Source organism: Streptomyces sp. NPDC001985, from assembly GCF_040296845.1.
Taxonomy (GTDB): domain Bacteria; phylum Actinomycetota; class Actinomycetes; order Streptomycetales; family Streptomycetaceae; genus Streptomyces.
Window position 1 is genome coordinate 1 of record NZ_JBEOYB010000090.1, and the last position, 25,692, is coordinate 25,692.

A 25,692-nucleotide genomic window follows, 5' to 3' on the forward strand; every position below is an offset into this window, starting at 1 on the left:
TAACGACCGGCCCTCGCTGGCGCACCACACGGCGGCCGCACAGTACAACGTGGTGACGGTCCTTTTGAGGTTTTCACGCTTTACGTGGGGGGTGGCCCGGGCCCGGGCCACCGCGATGATCGGCGAACGCCGCGCCCTGTTCGCCTCGACCGCGTCCGCGCTGCGGGACGCGGTGCCGGGTCTGCCGGCGGACACCGCCCGCGGGCTGGGCCGCTATGTGGACCTGGTGGAGAGGTTCCAGAGCGCCACCCTCCACTGGCTGGCGATCACCGGCCGGTTCACCCCGGACGCGATGCCTGTCCCGGGTTCCGCTCCGGGCCGGGCGCCTGTCCCGGGTTCCGCTCCGGGCCGGGCGCCTGCACCGGAGCGCGCCCCGGACCCGGTGACAGCACCGGGCCCCGCCGCCGACCGGGCCAGAACATCCGGATGAGCGCCGCGGCACCGGGTGCCGTCCCCCCGTTCCCGGGTCCGGCACCGCCGGGCCCCACCCTGCGAGGGCGTCCCCGGGGCGCCCGGATCGGACCGTGATGAGACCTGCTCACTCCGGAGGACTGCCCCAGTGGCCCCGCACGGCGTTACCGGAGGGCCTGACGGAGGCCACCCACCGGCTCCGGGACCGCATCCGGGAACGGACGGACCCCGACGGCCGGGTCCACGACCCCTGCCACAGCCGGGTGCTGGAATCCGCGCTGCTGCTCTCCCTGCTGGACCGCACCCGCGCGGAGCCCGCGGCCCGCGCACGGGTCGCGGGCTACCTCACCGCGCACCGCGCCTCCCCCGTACCACTGGACCGGTTCCTGGCCGATGCCGCGCTCGGCGGGCGCCCCGGCGCGGACCGGGCGTTCGACATGGACGGGTTCCTGGCCCGGGTGCCGGACTTCACCGGAGCCCGCAAGCAGGCCCTGCTGCACACCATCCTCCTGCTGCTGGGCGCCGGCTCCGCCACGGCGGAACCCCCGCCCCCGGCCGCGTACCGCCTCGACGGTCTGCAGAGCTGGGCGCGCGTCCAGGTCACGGCGGTCAAGGTGATCCAGGCCGGGGCCCGGGGCCGCTCCGTACCGATCGGTCCCCGGGACGTGGAGCTGCTGCGCTCCACCCAGCGCCCCGGCCGGGTGTGGCAGGGCAACCTCCTCGTCCACCTCTGCGTGCTGCACGCCCTGGACCGGCTGCCCGGCCACCGGGAGACGGTGGCCGAGGGGATACGCGGCGCGCTGGAACACCAGCGCCCCGACGGCGGGCTGCCGTTCATCCGCGACGAGGACACCTGGCTCACCGCCGTCACCGGAGTCGCCCTGCACACCGCCGGCGCCGACCGGCCGCTCCTGGACGCCGTCACCCGCCGTCTCCTGCGCCTCCAGCGGAGCGACGGCGGCTGGTCCTACTCCGAGGACGCCCATCTCTCCGACGTGGACTGCACCTCGGCGGCGACCGAGGCCCTCCATCTCGCCGATCCCGTCGCCCACCGGGCGCCGATCGGCCGTGCCATCGACTTCCTCCTCCCCCTGCGGGGCGCCGACGGCGGCTTCCCCACCTACGGTTCGGGCGCGCCGTCGGAGGCCTGTATGACCGCGGCGGCCGTCAACGCCCTCAGCACCCAGGACCACCGGCAGCCCACCGAGGTGGAGGCGGCGCTCGCCTTCCTCGCCTCCCAGCAGCACCGGGACGGCTCCTTCCCGCCCGACTGGAGCACCAGCCGTCACCACACCGTCTTCCGCGCCGTTCTCGCCGCGGGCCGCCACCCGGACCACACCTCACCCGGCAGCCCGGCCCACCGTGTGATCTCGCGCGCGGTGCGCCTGGTGGCGGGCTCCCAGAACACCGACGGCGGCTGGGGCGGCACGTCCGGCGCGGCGAGCGACGCGCTCAGCACCGCCTACGCCCTGGTGGTGCTCGGCTCGCACGGCGGCACACCCGGCGCGGCCGGGCGCGGCGCCGCGTATCTGCTGGCCCGGCAGCGGTCCGACGGTTCCATCGACGGGGTTCCGGACTCCATCGGCCCGCGCCCCTTCCTCTTCCGTGTCCCCGCTCTCGCCGACGCCTTCGCCCTTCTCGCCCTCGGACATCTCGCCGGCCGGCTGGCCCCCGCGCCCCCGCCGCCACCGGCCCGGCACCCCGACGGCTCCGGCCGGCGGGAGCGGAACCTCACCGTCCACGGGTGAGATCCCCTACGACGGGGTGGCGGGCCGGCTTCCCCGCCCGCCCGGCACTCCGGGGGACGCGGTCGGAGCGGCTCGTTGGAGCGCGGTGGTGCGCTCGTGGATCACGTGCCCTGTCCGGCACTTCCGCACGCCTGGGCTCACGCCTTCTCACCCCTTCCGGCCTCCCGGGATGCTGATCGTGTTGTACGGAGATCCCACCCTCTTCGGGAGGCAGTCATGGTAGTCGTACGTTCCCTGGTCGTTGCCGCTGTCGCGGCGGGGCTTCTCACGGCCGGGACGGGTGCGGTCTCGGCGGCCCCGTCCGCGGCCGCCCTCAGCCGGTTCGACGATGGCAGTTTCGAGTACCCCACCGCGCCGGCGAACTCGTTCACCACCGTCGGCAGCGGGCAGTCGATCGGGCCGTGGAAGGTCACCTCGGGGGCCGTTGACCTGATCGGTGCCGGATTCTGGCAGGCGGCGGAGGGCGATCAGTCCGTCGACCTCAACGCCGGCGCGGCGGGTTCGGTGGCGCAGACGTTCACCACCATCCCGGGGCGGACCTACACCGTCACCTACGCACTCGCGTCGAACCCCGCGGGCGGCCCGGCGGTGAAGACCGGCAGGGTCCTGGTCGACGGGCAGAACTTCCAGGACTTCTCGTTCGACTCCACCGGGAAGACCTTCGCCTCCATGGGCTATGTGCAGCGGCAGGTGACGTTCGTGGCCAACGCGGCGTCGACGACCCTCGGCTTCGCCAGCACGGTGGGCGGCGCCTACGGACCCGTCGTCGACGACGTCCGCGTCACCGTGTCCTCACCGTGTTCCTGCACCAAGTGACGGCCGGCTCGCCGTAGCCGTGCCGTGCCCGCTCCGGTCCGTCGCCTCCCGCGCACGGGCCGGAGCGCGCGCGTGCCCCGGGGCCGGGGACCCGGCCACTACTCCGGCTACTCCGGCTACTCCGGCTGGGTCACCGTCAGCGCCCACCGGACGGTCTGCGCGGAGGCGTCGACCCCCACGGTGAAGGAACCCGGGCGCACGATGCCCGCGTCCATGGTCAGGGAGCCGGCACCGGAGGCCCCGGCGGGACAGTTGACGGTGAACGCCGCGACCTCGTTCTGCTGCGACTCCATCGTCACCCGCACACTGCCGCCCTCGCACGCCACCGTCAGCACGGTCGGCAGCTCCGGATGCGCACCGCCCGACACGACGCCGCCGTCCCCCCGCTGCTCCTCGACCCAGACCAGACCCTCCGGGCCCGGGTGGGGCAGCAGCGGTTCGCTCGCCGCGGCAACGGGTCCCGCGGCCAGAGCCGCCAGCCCGAGGGCAGCGACCGCCATCATCGTCAGAGCCAATCTTCCCTGTCCCATGCCCACTCCCCGGTGTTCGGTGACGGACCCGCAGTCTGCGGGGACGAGCGGCCCGGTCGCATGAGTACGCGTACTCACGCACGTGATACACGGCCGACTGTCAGTGGCGGCTGGAATGCTGGCACACATGGACGAACAGATCTTGCGGGGCCGGGTCTACGGCGCCGACCACGACGACCCCGACCCCGGCCCGCGCCCCGGCAGGACCTATGCGGAGCTGGTCGGCGGGCCCCTGGACGGACTGCTGCTGGATGTGACCGGGTGGACACGGGAGGCGCTGGCAGCCGGCGCGGCCCTGAGCACCGAGATCGGCCGCTACGGACCGGGCGGCCGGGCTCTGTACGGTCCGCGCCCCGGCGGGGGAAGCAGATGGGACTGGCAGCACGACATACCCTGACCCGCCTCCCCGGCGCGGAAGCGGCGGAGTTCAGCCGCTCAGCCGGGCCGGCACCCCGGCGGCGGTGACGGAGCGCCCGTCCTCGGCGGGGCGTTCGGCGTTCGGCGACCGGCACCGCCCCGAACCGGGGCAGCAGATCCCGGAGAGGCCAGTGGGTGGTGGCCCGCCGCCCCTCCGCGAGTCCGGCGGCGCCGAGCAGCGGGGAACCCGTGCGCACCGATCCGACGACATCGGCGCCCGCCGCCGCCCGCCGCGACCGGTCCGGCGGCCGTTCGCCGGCCGGCGCGGTACCGGTCCCCCGCCGCCGAGCCGCCGGCTCCCCGCCGCCCGGCCCCTTGTCCCCGAGCCGGGCCGATGGGAGCCTCCTCCACCGTGACGCTTCGCTATCGCACCAACGGCCCGGAATTCGACTTCCCGTTCTTCGCCGGCCTGCCACCGGTCCGCTATGTTCTGGCGTCGACCCCCCGGTGCGGCAGCAATATGCTCGCCCGCGCGCTCTGGCACACGGGAGCCGCCGGTTTCCCCGAGGACTATCTCGCCGACACCCATGTCCTCGACTGCTTCGAGCGCTGGGGATTCACCGCCGACGATCCGGACGGACTGCCCGCGAGTCATCTCCGCGCCCTGATGAGGTTCCGCACCAGCCCCAACGGCGTTTTCGGTATCAAGGTCCACGCCGGTCATCTGGCCGCGCTGGAAGCCGATCTCCACGAGTTGATGTCATCCCCGCGCTATATCCGCATCGAGCGCCGCGACCGGCTGCGCCAGGCGGTCTCGTACACCCTGGCCGAGCAGACGGGCGTCTGGATACGGGACGGGGTGTACCTCCCCGAGGGGCCGCCCGGGCCGGGCCCGCGCTACGACCGCGACGGCATCCAGCGCCATCTGCTCATGCTGGACCATGACGCGGCGACCTGGGACGGGTACTTCGACCGGCACGGAATCACCCCCCATACCGTCGTCTACGAGGATCTGACCGCCCACTACGACGAGCGCGTCCGGGAGTGTCTGGCCCATCTGGGCGCGGCGGCCCCGGACCGGATTCCCGCACCCGGAATCGCGCGGCAGGCGGACGCGACCACGGAGCGGTGGGTGGAGCGCTTCCTCGCGGATACCGGGACCCGATTCCCGCAGCGCCGTTGACACGAGGATTCCCCGCGCTATCGTGCGAATGACTCAGCCACCGCATTCAGGGAGGACCCCCATGAGCGCTGTACGGCCCGAGGCGACCGTGGAGACGGCAGCGGACGATTTCGCCGAACTCGACGGACTCGAAGTGATCGAATCCAGCGAGCTGAAGATAGGCGGCGCCTACCACTCGTACACGTACATCACGGCGGGCAACGAGGAAGACGTCCTGCGCTAGGACTCCGGGCAGCCGCGTGCGAGTGTCGTCCCAACCAGCGGGCGGCGGTGGGCCGGTCGACACCCTTCTGATCTTTCCGCCGCAGACCGAGGCCAGATTCTTCCCGTATCTGAGCCTGCCGTATCTCACCGGTCATCTGCGGCGCCGGGGCCGCCGCGTTCATCAGGCCGATCTCAACATCGGGCTGCTGCACGACGTACTGCGCCATCCGGAGGTCCTGGCCGGCGCGGTCCGCGACCGCGCCGGCACCGGCCTGGACGGCTGGTACCAGCGGACCATGGCCGATGTGGTGGCCCGGCACGCCGCCGGACTCCGTGTCCATGTCCCGGCCGGCAGCGAGCGGAAGGAGCCGGTCCGGGCGACGGACGAGCCGGCTGCGGCCGACGCGCTCCGCCTCGCCGGGAACGCGGTCGAACTCCTGGTGCGCGACACCCTTCTCACCCGTGCCTGGCACGACCTCGGGCAGCTCGACTCCGCCGTCCGCGCGGCCGCCGCCGCACCGCCCCGTGCGTCCGGTGCCGCGGTCGAGCGGCTCCACCGCCTGGTCTCCGCCCTGCTGATCCGGCACCGGCCCCGGGTGGTCGGTCTCTCCGTCGCGTTCTTCAGCCAGTTGGCCCCGGCGCTGCTGGTCGCCGCCTGGGTGCGGCGGCTCAGCCCCGGCGCGCGCGTCTGCCTCGGCGGCCAGCAGGTGATGCTCCGGCATGAGGCCCTCGCGGTGCTCGCGGGTGTGCGCGAGAGCGTCGACGCCCTCTGCTTCACGGCGGGCGAGGAGCCGCTGGAACGCTGGCTCGACGCACTCGACGGGACTCTGCCGCAGGCCGACGTACCCGGTATGACCTGGCCCTCGCCCGACGGCCCCGCCCGCAGGTCCGCCGTTCCGGTGCGGCTGCGCTTCCGCGACCACGGGCCGCCCGACTTCTCCGGTCTGCCGATCCACGGGTATCTCGCCGAGACCACCCAGCTGGCGCTGGTCTCCTGCGTCGGCTGCTACTGGGGCCGGTGCGCCTTCTGCTCGTACGGCAACCGCTCCCTCGCCCCCGGCGCGTACCAGCAGGGCACGGCGGGACAGCTCGCCGACGCGGTGGAGCGGATCGTCCGCACCACGGGGGTGAGTCTGCTGGCGATAGCGGACGAGAACACCAACCTCCGGCTGATCGCACGGGCGATGCGGCTGGCCCGGGAGCGCGGTGTGCGCGTCCGGTTCGATGTGCGCGGCCGGCTGGAGCGCGGCCTGACCGACCCGGAGTTCTGCCGCGAACTGGCCGGCCTCGGCTGCGCGCAGATCGCCATCGGGTACGAGGGAACCTCGCAGCGCCTGCTCGACCTGCTCGACCGGGGGGTGCGCGCGGCCGACTACCAGAGGATCGTCGACAACCTCGCCGACGCGGGCATCACCATGCGGCTCTCGGTGATGGGCCATGTGCTGGACGAGACCCCGGCCGAGTTCGAGGCCTCCCTCCGGTTCCTCCGGAGGAACCAGGAGAGGATCGGCATCGACGCGCTGGAACTGCTGGTGGCCGAGCCCGGCAGCCTGCTCGCCCGCCGGCCGGAGCGGTACGGCCTCGCGCTGGACACCTCGGGACCGCTCACCGGGAACCCCGAGTTCAACTACCTCTCCGGCCGGGTCGGTTATCCGATGGCGGTCGGCGGCGGCCCCGGGCGCGCCGAGGCGCTGGCCCGGCTGGAGCGCGTCTTCCGCACGGTCACCCCGGGCCGGCCGGGCCGGTTCGCACCCGAGCGCCCGGCGGCCGGAGGGTCCGGGGAGCCCGGGGAGACCGGGCGCGTACGGCCCCACCCGTGGGTGCGGACGGTGCCCCCGGAGGCCGCGGCCGGCCGGGTCGGTTCCGGTTCCGGTTCCGGTTCCGGTTCCCGGGACCGGATCGTGATCGCCGATCTCGTACGGGAGCAGTTCTACGGGCTGCCGCGCCAGGATGTCGAACAGCGCCCGGACGGGCTGCTCGTGGCGCGCACCGCGCGCGGGCGGCTGCTGCTGCGCCGGCTGGCGGGAGCCGAGGCGGGCCGGCCGTGGCGGGGAGCCGCCGCGGCGAAGGACGGGACCGGCACGGCGGATGCCGACGACGGGAGGAGACCGTGGTGACGGCAGCAGCGCCCACCACCGCGACCAGGCTGGGCCTCGGCCTGGTCATGGATATGCCGTGGGCCGGCGGGACCCTGGGCAACCGGGGCGTCGGCTTCGTGGAGACGCCCGACGGCGGGGACATCTCACCGCGCGTCCGCGCGTTCCTCCGGCGCCACGGCTCCGACTTCGCGTACGCGTGCCCCTCGTTCCAGCCGCGCTCGCGCGCCGAGGTGCGGATGGCCGACTACGCCCCCGCCTACGACCGCTTCTACGGGGAGCTGCCGCCCGGGACCCTCCGGGCGCTCCACCAGACCGAGCTGAACATGGGCGCCCCCGGGCCCTACGACCGGGGACCCGCCATCGACTTCACCAATGAGCTGGCCGCCCGCCACGACCTCGCCTGGGTGGTGGAGGACCTCGGGATCTGGAGCCTGCGCGGCTGCCCGCTGCCGTATCCGCTGCCGCCGCCGCTGACCGAACGCGGACTGGAGATCGCCACCAGGAACACCGCGGACACCGCCCGGCGCCTCACGCTCCCGCTGCACGTGGAGTTCCCCGGCTTCACCGAGGGCGGCTCGTTCCGGCTCGGCGGGGCCGACGCGTTCGTGTACTTCGCCCGGCTGGCCGAGGACGCCGACGTGCCGGTGACCCTCGACATCGGCCATCTGCTCAGCTACCAGTGGCTGCGGGGCCGCACCGGCCGGAACATGTTCGACGGGATCGAGGACCTCCCGCTCTCCCGCTGCCGCGAACTGCATCTGTCGGGCTGTCAGCTCGTCGGCGGGAAGTTCCGCGATCTGCACCACGGTGTCCTGCTCGACGAGCAGCTGGAGCTGACCGAGTATCTGCTGCCGCGCTGTCCGAACCTCGTCGGTGTCAGTTACGAGGACCCGATGTACCGCGAGGACGGCCGGCTGGTCGAGCGGTCCCGGCGGAATTACGAGCGGCTGCGGGCCCTCGCCGGCGACTGGCGGGACGGGGAGACCGCCCCCGGGAGCGCGCACCCGTCCCCCGGCGGGGTCCCGCTCGGCGCGGTGCTGCCGCGCGAGGAGGGGCTGGACGAGGAGCGGCTCGCCGGGCTGACCATGCGGCTCCTGCTCGACGGCGGCCTGCGCGAGCGCCTCGCCGCCGAGGGCGCCGGGGCGGTGGCGGAGAGCGCGGGCGAGCTGGAGTGCCTGGAGACGGTCGACTGCGGGGAACTGGACTCGGCCGCGCGCCGCCTCCGCTCCCAGATCCGCCGGCTCGGCCGGGACGGCGGGCTCGCCGCCGCGTTCCCGGAGAGTCTGCGCACTCTCCGGGCGGCCGGACACACCGAGCCGGGACTGATCGACGCCTTCCTCACCTCCCCGCACTTCGGTGCCTTCCGGCTGGTCCCCTACGCCGGGCGTGGTCTCTCGGCGGAGGAGGCGTTCGCCCGGTTCCTGCTCGGCCTGCCCGAAGCGGAGGCCCGTCCGCGACTGCGGCGCACCGTGGGTCATGAGCTGCTGCTCTCCCTCTTCCCCGCCCTCCTCAACGAGCAGCCGCTGTCGTTCGACATCGAGGCCGGGGGGATCGTGCGCACCGACCACGGACACGCGGCGCTCCGCCACTACCCGCCGGAGAGCGTCGCCGGGTGGGCCGGCCGCACGCCCGTCCCGGCGGGGGAGGGGCCGGAGACGGGGGAGCCGGTGCCCTACGCGTACTTCGCCACACCCACCGGGTTCGCGCACGGCACGGTCTCACCGAGGGTGGCCGCGGCCTTCGAGACCACCCCGACCCCCGCGGGCGACACCGCCCGCGCCGCACTGATCCGGCGCGGGCTCTGGTGACCGCCCCGCGCGTCGTCCTGGTGGACATGCCGTGGTCGTCGATCGACACACCCTCGCTGGCGCTCGGCATCCTCCGGCGCCGGGTCCTCGATGTCTTCCCGGACGCCGATGTCACGGTCGTGCACGCCAACCTGGAGTACGCCGACTGGCTCGTCGCCCGCACCGGACTCTCCGCGGAGGAGTACGACTTCTGCGCCAACTCGTACTTCTCCGGGCTCAGCGAGTGGATCTTCTCGGCGGCGCTGAACGACCGTCCCCGCTGGCGGATGCGGGAGTTCACCGCGCGGCTCGACGGCAAGGTGGCCGACGGGGTGCTGGCGAGAACCCGGGAACTGCACGAGCTGGCACCGCTGTTCGTACGCGAGACCGCCGCCCGGATCGTCGCCCTGGAGCCGGATGTCGTCGGCTTCACCACCATGTTCGCGCAGAACGCCGCGACGCTGGCGGCGGCGCGCGCCGTCAAGGAGCTGGCTCCCGGGGTCACGACCGTGTTCGGCGGGGCGAACTGCGACGGCCCGCAGGGCGCGGCGCTGCACCGCAACTTCCCCCAGGTCGACGCCGTCGTCCGGGGTGAGGGCGAGGCCGCGTTCCCCCGGCTGCTGGCCGCCCTGGCCGGCGGACGGGACGAGCGGGCCCTCGCCGGGATCGCGGGCCTGTGCTGGCGCACCTCGGACGGCACCTGTGTCGCCAACCCGATGAACGCCGCCCCGCTGCCGCCGGGTGCGCTGGTGGCGCCCGACTTCGGCGACTACTTCGAGCGCCACGCCCGGTCCACCGCCGGTTCCTGGGCCGAGCCGAGGCTCGTCATGGAGGGTTCGCGCGGCTGCTGGTGGGGCGAGAAGCACCACTGCACCTTCTGCGGGCTCAACGGCTCGTTCATGGAGTTCCGCAGCAAGGAGGCGGACCGCTTCGTCGACGAGCTGCTGGCCCTGGTCGAACGGCACCGGATTCTCCAGATCTGGATCACCGACAACATCCTCGACATGGCCTATCTCGGCTCGGTGGCGCCCCGTCTCGCGGAGTCCGGGCACGACCTGAGGATCGGCTACGAGATCAAGTCGAACCTCCGCCGGGACCAGCTCGCGACCCTGCACGCGGCCGGAGTCAGCCATGTCCAGCCCGGGATCGAGAATCTGAGCAGCAGGGTGTTGCGGCTCATGGACAAGGGCGTGACGGGGTGTCTCAACGTACGGATGCTGCGGGACGCCGAGACCGTCGGCACCAAGGTGAGCTGGAACTATCTCTACGGGTTCCCCGGTGAGAGCGACGCGGACTACGACGCCGTCATCGGCCAGTTCCCCGCGCTGCACCACCTCACCCCGCCGGCCGGTGCCACCCGGCTGAAGGTGGAGCGCTTCAGCCCCTACTTCGACCGCCCGGAGCTGGGCTTCGGCATCCCGCGCCCCGCAGCGCACTACCGGTACGTCTACGACCTCCCCGAAGCCGAACTGGCCGACCTCGTCTATATCTTCGACTCACCGAGGCGGGGGATCACCCCCTCCTGCGTCGACCGGCTGCGGCGGGCGGTCGACGCCTGGGCGGACGGCTATGTGCGCAGCCGGCTCACCCACTGCGACCTGGGCGAGCACATCGTCCTCGTCGACACGAGACCCGGTTTCGACTGGCGGGTGCTGGATCTCACCGACCCGGTCGAGGTCACCGTGTTCCGGCTGCTGGACACACCGCGCAGCCCGGACGCGCTGCTGCGCGGGGCGGCGGCCGGGCACGGCGGGGTCACCCGGGCGAGGATCGACGAACTGCTCGCCCGCTGGCGCGAGCTGGGTCTGGTCTTCGCCGAGGGCGGCCACGCCGTGCATGTCGTGCCCGCCTCGGCCAACCAGGATCTGATGCGGGTCCGGCGGCGCCCGTCGCGGCCGGACGGTCCGGTCGTCCCCGCCCTGGCCGCCGTGGAGGGCGCCGGTGAGCACGGAGGCCGCGGAGGTGCCGGATGAACCGCCGAAGCCGCGGAGGCGGACCCGATGAGCGCTGACCCGATGAGCGCTGACCCGCCGGTGCGCCTCGCCCTGTGGCGCGACCGCGACCCGGTGGCCATGCGGCTCCCGGGCATGTACGCCGGTGAGACCGATGTCCTCGGCGACCCGCTCGACGCGGTGGCGCGGCTCGCCGCCGGGGGCATCCGGTTCGCCCGGCTGGGCGGCCCCGTCGATCTGGAGGGTGCCGAGGCCGGCGGCGCGGCGGCGGTGGCCGCGCTCGTCGTGGTCCGCGAGCTGACCAGCCACGGCATCGCCGTCGACTGGACGATCCGGCTGCCGGCCGGGGAGCCGGAGTGGCGGCCGCTCAGCCATCTGCACCCCCCGGCCGCGGTGTACGGCGGAACGGGAGCCGGAGCCGGGGCCGGAGCGGGTGACGGCATCGCGGCCGAGTGGCGCGACTCGTTCCACGCCGCGAAGTGCGGCTACCGCCACGGCCCCGGCTTCATCGAGGTCCGCGATCACCGGATGGACTCGTTCCGGCGCCTGGTCATCCGCAACCCCCAGCACGACCAGGTCATCGAGCCGCTGCTGCGCGGTGTTCCGGCGACCGGCCTCGCCGAGGCGGTGACCGGCCGCTACCAGCGGGCGGGGCTGCTGCACCGCGCGGGACGCCATCTGTGGTGGACGCCCTACCGGCTCCGCCGCTGGCCGCTCAGTACGACCTCTCCGTAGCGGCCTCCAGCGCTGCGGCGGAGCGCAGTTCACCGGCCGGCACAAAGCGGAGATCGCGCTCCAGCAGCCCTTCGATCACCGCGGGCAGCGCCTGCACCGACTGGCGGCGGTCCCCGCCGCCGTCGTGCATCAGGATCATGGAGCCCGGCTGCGCGTGGTCGAGCACGGTTCTGGTGATCTTCTCGGGGCCCTGTCTGGCCCAGTCCCAGGAGTCGACGTCCCAGAGCGCCAGCGCCGGTCCGCCCGCGGCCAGTTCGGCCAGGCTCTCCGGGGTGCGCGCGCCGTAGGGCGGACGGAACAGGTCCGGGGTGATGCCGACCGCCCGCTCGAACGCCTCGCTGGTGCGCTCGATCTGGAGCCGGAACTGGGCGGCGGTCAGATCGGGCAGGAAGGGGTGCGACCAGGTGTGGTTGCCGAGGCTGTGCCCCGCGTCGGTGATCCGCCGCACCTCGTCGGGGAGCGCGTTCACATGCAGACCGACACAGAAGAAGGTGGCCCGCACCCCGTACCGTTCGAGAATCCCGAGCACTTCGCGGGTGTGGACCGGATCGGGGCCGTCGTCGAAGGTGAGGGCGATCTCCCGGCGGTCGCGCGGGCCGTGCCGGAAGCAGCGGCCCGCCCGGGTGAGCGCGGACTCCGCCGCCGCGCCGCGGCGGATGCCGTCGTGGTAGTCGTCGTCCCGCCCGGTCTGTCCGCCGCCCTCCGCCGTCAGCGGTGAGAGGGAGGCGAGGGCGGTTCTCGCCCGGTCGGCCAGGACATGCGCCGGGACGGACCCGAAGTCGGGGCGTTCGGGGAGCACCCAGGGGTCGGCGCGGTGGACGGAGAGCCCGGCCGCCGTCAGCAATCCGTCCAGCAGCCCGTTGGTGCTCTCCACGACGACGGCGTACGGCAGCCCGGACTCCCGTTCCCGTTCGCCGAGCCAGCGGGTCAGCTCGGGCACCCGCTCCGCGCCCCAGTGCGTCGGGGCGTGGGCCCGGTTCCCCGCGGCGTCGAGCACGGCGACGTCGTAGCCGTCGGAGGTCCAGGCGATTCCCGCGTAGAGCATGCGTTCTTCCTACTCGCTCGCTCGGGCGGCACAGAGCGCCCGAGAGGCCGGATGAGGTGCGTCGGGCGCCACCGCTGCCCGGGCCCCCGTGACCGGAGCACCCGAAGCCCGCTTGCGCCCTCCGTGAGAAGGGGTCGTGCCGTGGTGCGCGTACCCGGTGGCTCATGGCCGGTTCTCGAACCGGCCTCCACCGATCTTCACGAATTCTCCAGCAATGCAACACAGTTACGAGACAGTCGCGCTATTCTTCGCGTGCCCCGCCGAATGGTCCAGACCATATCTAAGTGCGAGGGTTGCGCGCTATGCCCGTGACCGTCTCTTGTGCCACCGAAACCCTGGGTCGACACCCAGGCCGGCCGCCGCTCCTGGAGGGCACCATCAACGCTTCGCATGCTCCGTTGACCGTCCCCGACCTGCTGGATTCCAGGGCCCAGAGCCAACCCGACGCCATCGCCGTGCAGGTGCGCGGCGGCGGCTCGCTCACCTACGGAGCATGGCGCGAGCGGGCCGTCCGGGCCGCCCGGGGGCTGGCGGAGGCGGGGGTGCGCCCCGGTGACCTGGTGGCGCTGCGCTTCACCGACCTGGCCTGGGACCAGTACGCGGTGGCCTTTCTGGCCGTGCACTACGCGGGGGCCGCGGCGCTACCGCTCCGGGCTGATCTGGCCGAATCGGAGGCCCAGCGGCTCGTCGGGATGTGCGGGGCCGGCGCGGTCCTGCGCGGCGATGGACTCCCGGCGCTGCCGGGCCTGTCCGACGTCGCCCACCACACGCTCGCCGAGGTCGGGACCGTGCCGGCCGGCGACGGCGAACCGCCCTGCCGGCCCGCCCCGGGCGACCGCGCCCAGATCATCGGGACCTCGGGAACCACCGGCACACCCAAGGGAGTCGTGGCAACCCACGCCAATCTGACGGCCGGTCAGCGCCTCGATCCGCGCCCCCGCCCGTACGCGCACTCACGGCACGCCCTGCACGCCTTCCCGATCGGCACCAACGCCGGTCAGATGATGCTGCTCGGCGCCCTGACCGGCGCGCCCAGCACCGTCGTCCTGCCCCGTTTCGACGCCGAGGAGTTCGGCCGCGCCGTGGAGGAGTCACGGATCGGGACCGTCTTCCTGGTGCCCTCGATGGCCATCGAGCTGCTCAACTCCGGGGTGCCCGCGCGCCGCGACCTCTCCAGTGTGCTGCTGCTCAGCTCCTCCGCCGCCGCCCTGCCGGTGCCCGTCGCCCAGGCCCTGACCGAGGCGCTGCCGAAGGCCACCGTGGTCAATGTGTACACCTCGGCCGAGGCGGTGCCCGCACAGCTCTCCATGGTGGTCGACCCGGGCAGGCCCGGTTCGGTGGGCCGTCCCGCCCAACCGCGTGATCTGCGCATCCTCGGCGAGGACGCCCGGGAACTGCCGGCCGGGGAGACCGGCGACGTCTGGCTGCGCCAGCCGGGCCCGCCGCGCAGCTATGTCGGCGGCCCGGCCGCCGGGGCCGGGGTCTTCCACGACGGCTGGGTGCGGATGGGCGACCTCGGACGGGTGGACGCCGACGGCTATCTGTATCTGGTGGACCGGGAGAGCGATGTCATCAAGTCCGGTGCGCTGAAGGTCTCCACCCTCCGCATCGAGGACGCCCTGCACGAGCACCCCAGGGTGGCGGACGCGGCGGCGCTCGGCATCCCGCACCCGGTGATGGGAGCGGTGCCGGCCGCCGTGGTGGTGCCCGCGGCCGGGGGAGTGGACCTCGACGGGCTGCGGCTCTTCCTCAGCACCCGGCTGAGCCGCCCCGAACTCCCGGTACGGGTGCTCCTCGCGGACGATCTGCCGCGCAACGCCACCGGCAAGGTGCTGAAGCACCGGCTGCGCCCGCTCTTCGACACCCCCGGGACACCGCCGGTGGCGCGGCCGCCCGCGAGCCCGGCGGAGCTGCTTCTCGCGGGGCTGTGGCAGGAGGTGCTGGGGCGTCCGGTGCGCGATGTCGCCGAGGAGTTCTTCGCGCTCGGCGGCGACTCCTTCCGGGCCGTGCAGCTGGCGGCCGCCGTCTCGGAGCGGTTCGGGGTGGAGGCGGGGTCCGCGCTGGTCTTCGGCCGCCCGTCGCTGCGGGCCCAGGCCGCCTGGCTGGAGGACCGCGCACCCGCCGCCGGGGCCGGGGACGCCCCTGAGGCGGGGGCAGGGGCAGAGGCAGGGGCCGAGCCCGCGATCCCGGCCTATCTGCGCGCGCTGCGGGCCCAGCCGCACACCGTCCCGCTCACCAGTCAGCAGGAGAACTTCCTCGACTGGATGGCCGAGGAGCCGGGGCGGGACGTGGGCGCCGTCACCGCGCTCTTCCGGGTGACCGACCGGCTGGACGGGCGGGCGCTGGGCCGGGCCCTGACCGAGGTCGTCCGGCGGCACCCGGCGCTGCGCACCCGGTTCGTCCCCGTCCCCGGCGAGGTGCCCGGGCTGGTCCGCACCGTACTGGACGAGGAGCCCCGGGCCCGGATCACCCTGCTGGACGCGCCCGGCGCGAGCGACGCGGAGGTCGATGAGCTGCTGATCGCCGAGCGCGACCGCCTCACCGACCTGGGCACGGACCCCACGGCCCGGCTGCTGGTGGTCAGCCGAGGCCCCGAGGACCACGCCGTCCTGCTGGCGGTCCATCACATGGTCGCCGACGGCTGGTCGATCGGGGTCGTCCTGCACGAACTGGGGCTCGGATACGACGCGCTGAGGCGCGGGCGCACCCCCCGGCTGCCCGAACAGGCCATGCCGTACCAGTCCCTGGTGCGCTGGGCGAACTCCCGCTGGTCCGCCGGCCGCCGGCACTTCGCCGCGGCACTCGACGGCGCCCCGTCCGCCCTCGACCCCTTCCCCGGCCGGCGCGCCGTCGACCAGGTGCACACCGTCGCGCACCCCTTCACCGTCGCGGCCGGCCCGGCGGGCCGGCTGCGGGAGCGCGCCGGGCTGCTGGGGGTCACCCCGTTCATGGCCGTCGCCACCGTGTGGAGCGGGCTGCTGGCGGCCCGCAGCGGCCGGTCCGACCTGGTGCTGATGACCCCGGTCCCGGGCAGGACCAGGCCCGAGGCCCAGCGGGTGGTCGGCTGTCTGGTGCAGTCCCTGCTGGTGCGGGTGGACTGCTCCGGCGGCCCCGGCTTCGCCGAGCTGGCCGAACGGGTCAGGTCGGCCGCCACCGGCGCGCTCGACCACCAGCTCTATCCGTACGCCGAGTTCAAACCGTCCGTGGTGGCGTTCCCGGCCTGGCTGCGGTACGAGAACTGGGCAGCCGACGCCCATCTGCCCGGGCTGCTCTGCGAGCCCTGGGTACTGCCGCGCGGCACCACCGTGCCCTGGCCGCTGCCCGGCGGTGACCTCGGGGTGCCCGAGCTGACCGTCGTCGAGCAGCCGGACGGCGGCCTGAACTGCTGGATTCAGTTCAACGCGCTGGCCTTCGACGCGGACGGCATCGCCGCTCTCGCGGAGGAGTTCACCACCGCCGTGACGGCCGCCGCTCACTGAGCCGGTCCGCCACGACTCCACCGGTCCACCCCGACCCCCCCCGGACCCCCCCCGGCCCCCCCCCGGACCTCGCCTCCGCCTCCGCCTCCGCCGAGCCTTCCCGGCCTTCCGTCTCTCCTCCAGCCCTCCAGCCCTCCAGCCCTCCAGCCTTCCGACCCCGCCGGTCCAGCCGATCCTGTCGACCGGTCTCCTCGCGCGCCGCCCCGCCCCGACCCGGGCCGCCCGGCTCCGCTTCCCGCCCTCCCGCCGTCCTTCCGCCCTCCCGTGCTGCCCTTTTCCGCCCGCCTCACCCGTCTCACCCGCTTCACACGGTTCACCCGCTTCACCCGCACGGCCCCGCCACGCCCAGCCCGACCGACGCCGGACAGACTGAGGAACCCCTGTGACCACCATCCCCACCAGCCCTGCCCAGCAGGGCATCTGGGTCAACGAGCGGCTCGCCCCGCTCGGCTCCGTCCACCACATGCCGTTCGCCGCGCACTTCGAGGGGGCGGTGGACGAGGAAGCACTCGCCGCCGCCTGCGCCGATCTGGCCGCCCGTCACCCCGCGCTCTCCCTGACCGTGCGGGAGGACCAGGGCGTACCCGTGCTCACCCCCGGGCCCGCCCCGGAGCTGTCGGTACGCACGACGACCCCCGGGCGGCTCCCCGCCGAGCTGCTCCGGCTGAGCGCCGAACCGTTCGACCTCGCGGCCGGCCCGCCCGCCCGGTTCACCCTGCTGCGCACCGGCGAGACCCGCTCCACCCTGCTGGTCGTGGCGCACCACATCGCCTTCGACGGAACCTCCACCGATGTCCTCCTGAGCGATCTCGCGGCCTGCTGGGCCCACCGCACCGGCGCGGGCCCGGCGCCCGCGTCCCTCGCCCCGCCCGCCGCCCCGGAGCCGGACATCGACCCCCGGGCGCTCGCCGCGGCCGGCGCCCACTGGGCCGGCCGCCCGCTGCCCGCAGCCGAGGTGCGGCTCCCCGGACTCACCGGGCGCCCCGACGGCGTGGGCCCGGGCGCCGCCGTCGCCTTCGACCTGGACCCCAGCCTCCGTACCGAGCTGACCGACACCGCCGAGAAACTCGGCATCACCCTCTTCGAACTGCTCCTCGCCGCCCTGCACACCCTGCTCCTGCGGTACGGCAACGAGCGCCCGGCGGTCGCCGTCGACCTCGGCACCCGGGACCCCGGCGCCACCGACCGGATCGGTGTCCACGTCAACGAACTCCCGGTGGTCACCGCCCCCGAACCCGCCCTGCCCTTCGCCGAGTTCGCCCGGGAGGTCCGCGCCGGGCTGCGCGGCTGCTACCCGCACCGCCGGGTTCCGCTGGCGCGTGCCGTCTCCGGGCTGCGGCCCGGGGTGGCGCTCGCCCCGGTCTCGCTCACCTACCGCCGCCGTATCGCCCCGGTCGAGTTCGCGGGGCTGCGCACCACGATCGACTGGGTGCTCTTCCCCGGCACCGCGCGCGGCGCCCTGCGGGTGCACCTCGTGGACGGCCCGGACCGGCTCGGCGTCCTGCTCATGCACCGGACGGAGGCCCTGGCCCCCGAACGGGCCGAGCGCGTCGGCGCCCATCTGCGCCGGCTGCTCGCCGCGATCGCCGCCGCCCCCGGCACCCCGCTCGCCGACCTCCCTCTGCTGGACGAAGCGGAGTCGGCCCCGGTGCGCGGTCCGGAGCCCGCCGCCGACGCCGCGGGCGCCACCCTGCCCGCCCTGCTCGCCCGCGCCTTCGCCGCCCACCCCGACCGTGTCGCCGTCGTGGGCGGGGAGGACGCGTTCACCTACGGGCGGCTGGCCGGCGCGGCCGGCGGGCTGGCCCGCCGCCTCGCCGACGCCGGGGTGACTCCCGGCACGGTGGTCGCCGTCTGCGCCGAGCGCTCACCGGAGATGCTGGCCGCCGTGCTCGCCGTCACCCTGGTCGGCGGGGTGTATCTGCCCGTCGACCCCGCCTATCCGGCGGAGCGCACCGCCTTCGTCCTCGCCGACGCGGGAGCGCCCGTCGTCCTGGCCCAGCGGCGCACCGCCGGGCGGGTCGCGGGGTCTGGCCGGACGCTGCTCCTGGACGGTCTGTTCGACACCGCTCCCGCCGCCCCCGCCGCGCTGCCCGCCGTGACCCCGGACGACCTCGCCTACCTCATCTACACCTCGGGCTCCACCGGCCGCCCCAAGGGCGTCGAGGTGCCCCACGGCGCGCTCGCCCATCTGCTGCTGGCCTTCCGCGATCAACTGGAGACCGGCCCCGGGGACAGCTGGCTCGCCGTCACCTCGCTCTCCTTCGACATCTCCGCCCTGGAGCTGCTGCTGCCGCTGATCACCGGCGGCCGGGTGGTCATCGCCGACGAGAACCAGGTCCGTGACGGCCGGGCGCTGACCGCGCTGATCGAACGGCACTCCGTCACCCGGCTCCAGGCGACACCGTCCGGCTGGCGGCTCATGCTGGACGCCGGGCTCACGGCCCCCGCCCTGACCGCGCTCAGCGGCGGCGAGGCGCTGCCGCTGCCCCTCGCCCGCCGGCTGCGCGAACGCGTCGGACGGCTCTGGAACGTCTACGGCCCCACCGAGACCACCATCTGGTCCACCGCCGCCGAAGTGCCCGCCGCACCCGGCGAGGTGAGCATCGGCCGGCCCATCGCCGGCACCACCGCGCGGGTCCTGGGCCCGGACGGCGGCCCCGTGCCGCACGGCGTCACCGGTGAGCTGGCGCTCGGCGGCGCGGGCCTGGCCCGTGGCTACCGGGGGCGCCCGCGGCTCACCGCCGAGCGGTTCGTCACCGACCCGGCCACCGGGGAGCGCCACTACCGCACCGGAGACCTCGCCCGGCTGCGCCCCGACGGCGGTCTCGACTGCCTGGGCCGGCTCGACGACCAGGTCAAGCTGCGCGGCCACCGGATCGAGCCGGGCGAGATCGAGGCCCGGCTCCAGGAGCACCCCGCCGTGGCCGCGGCGGCCGTCGCCGTACGCGGCTCCGCCGACGGGCCGGGCGGCCCGTTCCTCGCCGCCTACCCCGTCTGGCGCCCCGGCGCCCCCGTGCCCGGCACCGCCGAACTGCGGGCCTTCCTCGCCCTGACCCTGCCCGATGTGATGGTGCCCGGCGTCTTCCACGCCCTTCCCCGGCTCCCGCTGACACCCAACGGGAAGACCGACCGGCGGGCCCTGCCCGAACCGGACCGCGAGCAGCCGTCCGCCGCCGCCCCGAGCGCTCCCGATCCGGCCGACGAGCCCTGGGACGAGGTGACCACCGAGGTGGCGGCCATCTGGCGCGAGGTGCTGGGAGTGCCGTCCATCGGCCTCCACGACGATGTCTTCGACCTCGGAGCCCACTCGCTGACGATCACCCAGGTCGCGGCACGCATCCGGCGCCGCCTCGGCGCGGAGGTGCCGCTGGAGGTGTTCTACGAGGAGCCGACGGTGGCCGCCGTCGCGGACGCCGTCACCCTCGAACTGCTCGCCCAGGAGAGCTGATGGACCACGCCGCCCCTCTCGCCCCGGCCGCCCCGGAACCCGAACTGCCCCCGGTCCCGGCACCGCCCGCGCCCGCCGCCCGCCGGACCCGTACCGCGCTCACCGGCGAGCAGCGCGCGCTGCTCGCCCGCCGGCTGCGCGAGCGCACGGCCGCCACCGACCGGGCCCCGGCCATCGCCCCCCGGCCGGCCGGCACCCCCGTACCGCTCTCGCTCGCCCAGGAGCGCCTCTGGTTCGTCGAGCAACTGACCCCCGGCACCGCCGCCTACGTCCTCCCCACCGCCGGGCGGCTGCTCGGCCCCCTGCGGCCCGAAGCGCTCGCCGAGGCTCTGCGGCTGGTCGCCGTCCGGCACTCCGCGCTGCGCACCGCCTTCCCCACCGACGGCACCGGCGCCCCGCGCGTCCGCACCGCCCCGGCGGACGACTTCACCGTCCCCTGGGAAGTGCGCGACCTGACCGGCCTGCCCGCCGGAGCGCGGGAGGCCGCCGCCCGCGCGATGGTCGAGGCCGAGGTCGCCCGGCCGTTCGACATCGCGGAGGGGCCGCTGCTGCGCGCCCTGCTGCTCCGTCTGGACACCGAGGACCACGTCCTGGCGATCTGCCAGCACCATCTGGTCGGTGACGGCTGGTCGGCCGCCGTCCTCCTCGACGAACTGCTCTCCGGCTACGAGGCCCTGGCGGCCGGGGACCCGCCCGCGCCCCCCGCCCTGCCGCTGAGCTACGGCGACTTCGCCCACTGGCAGCGGGAGCGCCAGGAGGACCCCCGGGCCGCCGCCGGTCTGCGGTACTGGCAGGGCGCGATGACCGGAGTGCCGCCACTGGAACTGCCCACCGACCGGCCCCGCCCCGCCCTGCCCGGACCCGGGGGCGCGACCCTCGACCTCCGGCTCGACCCAGCGGCGCACCAGGCCGCCCGCGCGCTCTCCCGCACCCGGGGCACCACCCTCTACATGACGCTGCTCGCCGCCTTCCAGGTGGTGCTGGGACGCTGGTCGGGACAGTCGGACTTCGCCGTCGGCACCCCCTTCGCGGGACGGCAGACGGAGGAGACCGAGGGGCTGATCGGACTCTTCAGCACGGTGCTGCCCCTGCGGGCCGACCTCGGACCGCCGGACGGCACGGAGGGAGCGCAGGCACCGGCCGCCCCCGACTTCGCCACCGTCCTCTCCCGGGTCCGCGCCGCCGCGCTCGGGGCCCAACAGCACCAGGAGACACCGTTCGAGCGGCTCGTCGAGGCCCTCGACCTGCCGCGCGAGGTCGGCAGACCACCCCTCTTCCAGGTCTCCTTCGCGCTCCAGAACCACCGCGCCCAGAAGTTCCGCCCCCGCGGGCTGGAGTGGCGGACCTTCCCCTTCCAGGGCAGTGGCGTCCACCTCGACCTCGGTCTGTACTGCACCGAGACCGACGGCGGACTCGACGCCTTCCTCACCTACCGCACCGATCTGTGGGACGCCGCCACGATCGCCCGGCTCGCCGGACACTGGCAGCGCGTGCTCATCGCCGCCGCCGCCGACCCCCACGCGCCGGTCGACACCCTGGACCTGCTGACGCCCGAGGAGCGCCACCGCCTCCTGTACGAGTGGGGCGGCTCCGGCACCGCGCCGCCGGCGGCCCGCACCCTCGCCGAGGCGGTCGCCGGGCAGGTCGCCCGCACCCCCGGCGCGACCGCCCTGGCGCACCGGGGCGAGACGCTCTCGTACGCCGCGCTCGACCGGCGGGCCAACCGGCTCGCCCATCTGCTGCGGGACGCGGGGGCCGGGCCCGACGCACTCGTCGGAGTCTGCCTCGACCAGGGGCTCGACCAGGCCGTGGCGCTGCTCGCCGCGCTCAAGTCCGGCGCGGCGTACGTACCGCTCGACCCGGAACAGCCGCGCGAGCGCCTCGGCCACATGCTGGCCGACTCCGCGCCGGCCGTGCTGGTCACCACCGGTGCCCACCGCGCCCTGCTCAGCGGCTCGGACGCACCCGTCGTCCTGCTGGAGGAGGCGGGGGAGCGGCTCGCCGCCGCACCCGACACCCCGCCGGCCGGCGGCGCGGGCCCGGACCACCTGGCGTATGTGATCTACACATCGGGCTCCACCGGCACACCCAAGGGCGTGGCCGTCCAGCACCGCCAGGTGCTCACCTATCTGGCCGGGGTGCGGCAGCGGTTCGCCGAGGCGGGGCTGCCGGACGGCGCCCGGTACACCCTGCTCCAGTCGCTCGCCTTCGACTTCGGTCTGACCACCCTCTACCTCTCGCTCACCACCGGCGGCACCCTCCATCTGCTGCCCTCGCGCACCCCCGGCCCCGCGTTGGCGGACCACCTGGCCCGGGAGCGCATCGACTGCGTCAAGCTCACCCCCTCCCATCTGGCGGCGCTGAGCGCCGAGGTGGACGACCCGGCCGTGCTGCTGCCCCGCCGGCTGCTGGTCCTCGGCGGGGAGGCGTCCGGCTGGGAGTGGAGCAGGCGGCTCGCCGCGACCGGCGCGCGCACCGGCTGCCGGGTGATCAACCACTACGGCCCGACCGAGGCCACCGTGGGCGCCACCACCCTGGTGATCGACCCGGACCTGCCCGCCGCCGGGCCCACCACACCGATCGGCCGCCCGCTGCCGGGCGCCAGGGTCTATCTGCTCGACGACCGGCTCGAACCGGTGCCCGCCGGGGTGCCGGGGGAGCTGTGGATCGGCGGCGACCGGCTGGCGCGCGGCTACCTGGGCCGGCCGGGGCTGACGGCCGAACGGTTCCGGCCCGACCCCTTCGCGGCCGCCTGTCCCGGAGACGGAACCGGAGCCGGAGCCGGGGCCGGAGCCGGGGCCGGGGCCGGAGACGGAACCGGAACCGGAACCGGAACCGAGGCGGGAGCCGGGGCGCCCGGCGCCCCGGGAGCGCCCGGCGCGGCCCGGATGTACCGCACCGGGGACCTCGCCCGCCACCGCGCCGACGGCACCATCGAGTTCCTCGGCCGCGGCGACCACCAGGTGAAGATCCGCGGCTACCGGGTCGAACTCGGCGAGGTGGAGGCCCACCTCGCCCGGCTGCCCGGCGTCGCCCAGGCCGTCGCCGCCGCGCGCGGCCCGGCCGGGGAACTCACCCTCGTCGGCTATCTGGTGCCCGCCGAGGACACCGCGCCGCCCGCCGTCGCCGAGCTGCGCCGCCTGCTCGCCGAGAAGCTGCCGGACTACCTCATACCCTCCCGTTTCGTCCTCCTTCCCGAACTGCCCCGGCAGGCACACGGCAAGGTCGACCGCCGCGCCCTGCCCGAGCCGGGCGCCGCCGGGCCCGGCGGCGCCGCCGAGTACACCGCACCGGGCACCCCGACCGAGGAGGCCGTCGCCGGCGTCTGGGCCGAACTGCTCGGACTGGAGCGCGTCGGCGCGCACGATGACTTCTTCGACCTCGGCGGCCACTCCCTGCTCGCCATGCGGATGGTGGCCACGCTGCGCCGCCTGCTCGGCGCACAGGCCCAAATCACCCTGATGGACGTCTTCCAGGAGCGGACCGTCGCCGCGCTGGCCGCCCTGGCGGACCGGTCCGAGGACGAGCGCGGCCCGCGCCGGCTGCTCCATGAGCTGACACCCCGGCAGCCGGCCGGCACCGTAAGGCTGTCGCTGGTCTGTCTGCCGTACGGCGGTGGCAGCGCCGTCGTCTACCAGCCGCTCGCCGACGCCCTCCCGGACGGTGTGGCGCTGCACGCCGTCGCCGTCCCCGGTCACGACCTCGGCATGTCCGAGGAGTCACTGCCGCTGGCGGAGGTCGCCCGCCGGTGCGCCGACGAGGTGCTGGCCGGGGTCCCGGGGCCGGTCGCGGTGTACGGGCACTGCGGGGTGGGCGCGGCACTCGCCGTCGAGCTGGCCCGGCGGCTGGCCGCGGCGGGACGCGAACCCGCCGCCGTCTATCTGGGCGGGATCTTCCCCTTCGCCCGGCCGACCGAGGGGCTGCTCGGACTGCTCTCCCGCTTCTCCGTGCTCGACCGGCGGCGCAGCGGCCGGCTCCATCTGAACTGGCTCCGCTCGATGGGCGCCGATCTGGAGGGCCTGGAGCCCGAACAGCTCACCACCATCGTCCACAATGTCCGCGAGGACTCACGGGCCGCCGAGGCGTACTTCACCGAGCGGCTGGCGCAGCCCGCCTCCGGGCTCGCGTCCCCGGTGATCTCGGTGATCGGCTCGGCGGACCCCGGCACCGAGTTCCACCGCGAGCGGTTCCGGGAGTGGGGCTTCCTCGGCTCCACCACCGCCGTGGCCGTGCTGGACGAGGGCGGTCACTACTTCCTGAAGCACCGGGCGGCGGAGCTGGCCGAGATCGTCACCGCCGTCCACCCGGCGGTCGCCGGCGGCGATCCGGCCGAACTGGCCCGCGAGCGGCGGCCCGAGCACGCGACCTGGTGGCTCGACGGCGTACACCGCGCGTCCGCCCCCACCGGCGAGCCGGCCGACGCCGTGCCGCGCACCCGGCGCGACACCCGGCGGTTCGTGGCGGTGGCCGCCTCCCAGCTGGTCTCGCAGACCGGCTCGGCGCTCACCGAGTTCGCGCTGCCGCTGTGGATCTACCTCTCGACGGGGTCGGTCGCCTGGTTCGGCCTCTTCGCCGTCCTCGGCATCGTGCCGGGACTGCTGGCCGCACCGGTGCTCGGCGGGCTCGTCGACCGGATCGACCGGCGGCGGGTGATGCTGGTCTCGACCGTCGTCTGCGGCAGTGCCGAGGCGGTGCTCGCCCTGCTGAACACCTTCGGGAGCCTGCGGCCGTGGCATGTCGGGGTGCTGATGGCGATCCTCTCCGTCTCGCTCACCGGGCAGCGGCTCGCCTTCCAGTCGGCGATTCCCCAGCTCGTGCCCAAGCGGTATCTGGGCCACGCCAACGGGATCGTCCAGGTCTCGGGCGGTATCGCCCAGGTGGTCGCCCCGCTGGCGGCGGTCGGCATGCTGGCCGTGATCGGTCTGAGCGGGGTCCTGCTGCTCGATGTGATCAGCTACGCGGTGGCGGCGACGGTCCTGACGGTCGTGCGCTTCCCCCGCACCCTGGCGGCCCGGCGGCGCGAGACCCTGCGCCAGGAGATCGTGGCGGGGTTCAGGCTGGTGGTCGGCCGGCGCGGATTCCGGGCGATGCTGGTCTTCTTCGCCGTGCTCAATCTCTTTCTGCCGGTGCTCTTCCAGCTCGTCTCGCCCCTGGTGCTGGGCTTCTCCAGCCTCGCCTCGGTGGCCACGGTGTCACTGGCCGGCGGCGCGGGGGCGCTCGCCGGTGGTCTCGCGATGGGTGTCTGGGGCGGGCCGCGCCGCCGGCGGATGCGCGGCATGCTGCTGGTGGTGCCGGTGCTGGGCCTCTTCTGCGTACTGACCGGTCTGCGCCCGGACCTGCTGGTGGTCGGCGCCGGGGTCTTCGGCATGTCGGCCTCGCTCTCGCTGCTCAACGGCATCTATCTGACGATCGTCCAGGTGAAGGTCCCGCAGCGGTTCCACGGCCGGGTGATGGCCCTGAACCAGATGGTCGCCTGGTCCACCCTGCCGGTCGGCTTTCTGCTGATCGCCCCGCTCGGCAGCCGGTTCCTGGAGCCGCTGATGGCTCCGGGCGGCGGTCTGGCCGACACCGTGGGCGCGGTGCTGGGGACCGGTGACGGCCGGGGCATCGGGCTGCTGTATCTGCTGCTCGGCGCCGCGATCCTGGTGCTCGGGGTGGTGTCGCTGCGGATGCGGGCCCTCGCCCGGTTCGACCGGGACGTCCCGGACGCCGAGGCGGACGACCTGGTCGGCCTGGCCGCGCTCGGCTCCGGCCGGACCGCACGGGAGTGACCGCGCCCGCGCGCCGTCCCGTGCGGCCCGCCGGCGACTGACGACAACGCGGCGAGGCGCGGTGCCGGGGGGGGGGGGCCCCCCCCCCCAAAGGGAGAGGGGGGGGTGGGGGTGGAGGTTTATTTAA

At 74.8% G+C, this 25,692-nt stretch carries 14 protein-coding genes and 1 pseudogene; 13 read left to right on the forward strand and 2 right to left on the reverse strand.

Annotated features, from left to right (window positions below; all coding sequences use genetic code 11):
• The 3 genes and pseudogenes from ABT122_RS29325 to ABT122_RS29335 form a co-directional block, all read left to right on the forward strand.
• Nucleotides 1-430, forward strand: a pseudogene (locus ABT122_RS29325) (hypothetical protein); the annotation flags it as partial.
• Between the two features lie 97 nt (nt 431-527).
• Nucleotides 528-2,159: a prenyltransferase/squalene oxidase repeat-containing protein gene (locus ABT122_RS29330; protein ID WP_351558450.1), complete on the forward strand. Its 1,632-nt coding sequence runs from the start codon at nt 528-530 to the stop codon at nt 2,157-2,159.
• Nucleotides 2,160-2,375: 216 nt separating this feature from the next.
• Complete coding sequence (locus tag ABT122_RS29335) at nt 2,376-2,975, forward strand: choice-of-anchor C family protein (RefSeq protein ID WP_351558452.1); 600 nt, start codon at nt 2,376-2,378, stop codon at nt 2,973-2,975.
• 116 nt (nt 2,976-3,091) lie between these two features.
• On the opposite strand, the gene ABT122_RS29340 is transcribed toward ABT122_RS29335, so the two are convergent.
• Nucleotides 3,092-3,505 (reverse strand): hypothetical protein, encoded by a 414-nt coding sequence (locus tag ABT122_RS29340; protein ID WP_351558454.1) that lies wholly within the window; start codon nt 3,503-3,505, stop codon nt 3,092-3,094.
• Nucleotides 3,506-3,632: 127 nt separating this feature from the next.
• Between ABT122_RS29340 and ABT122_RS29345 the strand changes: the two genes are divergently transcribed.
• From ABT122_RS29345 to ABT122_RS29375, 7 genes are all read left to right on the forward strand, one after another.
• A complete protein-coding gene (locus ABT122_RS29345; protein ID WP_351558456.1) occupies nt 3,633-3,902 on the forward strand; it encodes a hypothetical protein in 270 nt (89 codons plus the stop codon).
• A 372-nt stretch (nt 3,903-4,274) separates the two neighbouring features.
• Nucleotides 4,275-5,045 carry a Stf0 family sulfotransferase gene (locus ABT122_RS29350; protein WP_351558458.1) on the forward strand — a complete coding sequence of 257 codons (771 nt, stop codon included), beginning with the start codon at nt 4,275-4,277 and terminating at the stop codon, nt 5,043-5,045.
• 61 nt (nt 5,046-5,106) lie between these two features.
• On the forward strand, nt 5,107-5,268 hold the full coding sequence (locus tag ABT122_RS29355) for a hypothetical protein (protein ID WP_351558460.1): 162 nt from the start codon (nt 5,107-5,109) through the stop codon (nt 5,266-5,268).
• 22 nt (nt 5,269-5,290) lie between these two features.
• Nucleotides 5,291-7,366 (forward strand): B12-binding domain-containing radical SAM protein, encoded by a 2,076-nt coding sequence (locus tag ABT122_RS29360; RefSeq protein WP_351558462.1) that lies wholly within the window; start codon nt 5,291-5,293, stop codon nt 7,364-7,366.
• A complete protein-coding gene (locus tag ABT122_RS29365; RefSeq protein WP_351558464.1) occupies nt 7,363-9,156 on the forward strand; it encodes a multinuclear nonheme iron-dependent oxidase in 1,794 nt (597 codons plus the stop codon). Before ABT122_RS29360 ends, ABT122_RS29365 begins: the two co-directional genes overlap by 4 nt.
• The gene (locus ABT122_RS29370) at nt 9,153-11,108 is read left to right on the forward strand and encodes a RiPP maturation radical SAM C-methyltransferase (RefSeq protein WP_351558466.1); all 1,956 of its coding nucleotides are present in this window, start codon (nt 9,153-9,155) and stop codon (nt 11,106-11,108) included. Before ABT122_RS29365 ends, ABT122_RS29370 begins: the two co-directional genes overlap by 4 nt.
• 42 nt (nt 11,109-11,150) lie before the next feature.
• Nucleotides 11,151-11,822, forward strand: coding sequence for a DUF5825 family protein (locus ABT122_RS29375; protein ID WP_351558468.1), 672 nt, complete (start codon nt 11,151-11,153; stop codon nt 11,820-11,822).
• On the opposite strand, the gene ABT122_RS29380 is transcribed toward ABT122_RS29375, so the two are convergent.
• Nucleotides 11,803-12,867, reverse strand: a complete 1,065-nt coding sequence (locus ABT122_RS29380) for a polysaccharide deacetylase family protein (RefSeq protein ID WP_351558470.1) — start codon at nt 12,865-12,867, stop codon at nt 11,803-11,805. The genes ABT122_RS29375 and ABT122_RS29380 overlap by 20 nt on opposite strands.
• A 302-nt stretch (nt 12,868-13,169) precedes the next feature.
• On the opposite strand from ABT122_RS29380, the gene ABT122_RS29385 reads away from it, so the two are divergent.
• From ABT122_RS29385 to ABT122_RS29395, 3 genes are all read left to right on the forward strand, one after another.
• Nucleotides 13,170-16,346, forward strand: coding sequence for a class I adenylate-forming enzyme family protein (locus ABT122_RS29385; RefSeq protein ID WP_502976230.1), 3,177 nt, complete (start codon nt 13,170-13,172; stop codon nt 16,344-16,346).
• 382 nt (nt 16,347-16,728) lie between these two features.
• Nucleotides 16,729-19,794, forward strand: a complete 3,066-nt coding sequence (locus ABT122_RS29390; protein ID WP_351558474.1) for a non-ribosomal peptide synthetase — start codon at nt 16,729-16,731, stop codon at nt 19,792-19,794.
• Nucleotides 19,794-25,565, forward strand: a complete 5,772-nt coding sequence (locus tag ABT122_RS29395) for a non-ribosomal peptide synthetase/MFS transporter (RefSeq protein ID WP_351558476.1) — start codon at nt 19,794-19,796, stop codon at nt 25,563-25,565. Before ABT122_RS29390 ends, ABT122_RS29395 begins: the two co-directional genes overlap by 1 nt.
• The last annotated feature ends 127 nt before the right edge of the window (nt 25,566-25,692 follow it).

Coding starts and splice junctions, on each gene's coding strand:
- ABT122_RS29340 (WP_351558454.1), bottom strand. CDS start 3,505: ATGGGACAGGGAAGATTGGCTCTGACGATGATGGCGGTCGCTGCCCTC.
- ABT122_RS29385 (WP_502976230.1), top strand. CDS start 13,170: ATGCCCGTGACCGTCTCTTGTGCCACCGAAACCCTGGGTCGACACCCA.
- ABT122_RS29330 (WP_351558450.1), top strand. CDS start 528: ATGAGACCTGCTCACTCCGGAGGACTGCCCCAGTGGCCCCGCACGGCG.
- ABT122_RS29395 (WP_351558476.1), top strand. CDS start 19,794: ATGGACCACGCCGCCCCTCTCGCCCCGGCCGCCCCGGAACCCGAACTG.
- ABT122_RS29345 (WP_351558456.1), top strand. CDS start 3,633: ATGGACGAACAGATCTTGCGGGGCCGGGTCTACGGCGCCGACCACGAC.
- ABT122_RS29380 (WP_351558470.1), bottom strand. CDS start 12,867: ATGCTCTACGCGGGAATCGCCTGGACCTCCGACGGCTACGACGTCGCC.
- ABT122_RS29355 (WP_351558460.1), top strand. CDS start 5,107: ATGAGCGCTGTACGGCCCGAGGCGACCGTGGAGACGGCAGCGGACGAT.
- ABT122_RS29335 (WP_351558452.1), top strand. CDS start 2,376: ATGGTAGTCGTACGTTCCCTGGTCGTTGCCGCTGTCGCGGCGGGGCTT.
- ABT122_RS29375 (WP_351558468.1), top strand. CDS start 11,151: ATGAGCGCTGACCCGCCGGTGCGCCTCGCCCTGTGGCGCGACCGCGAC.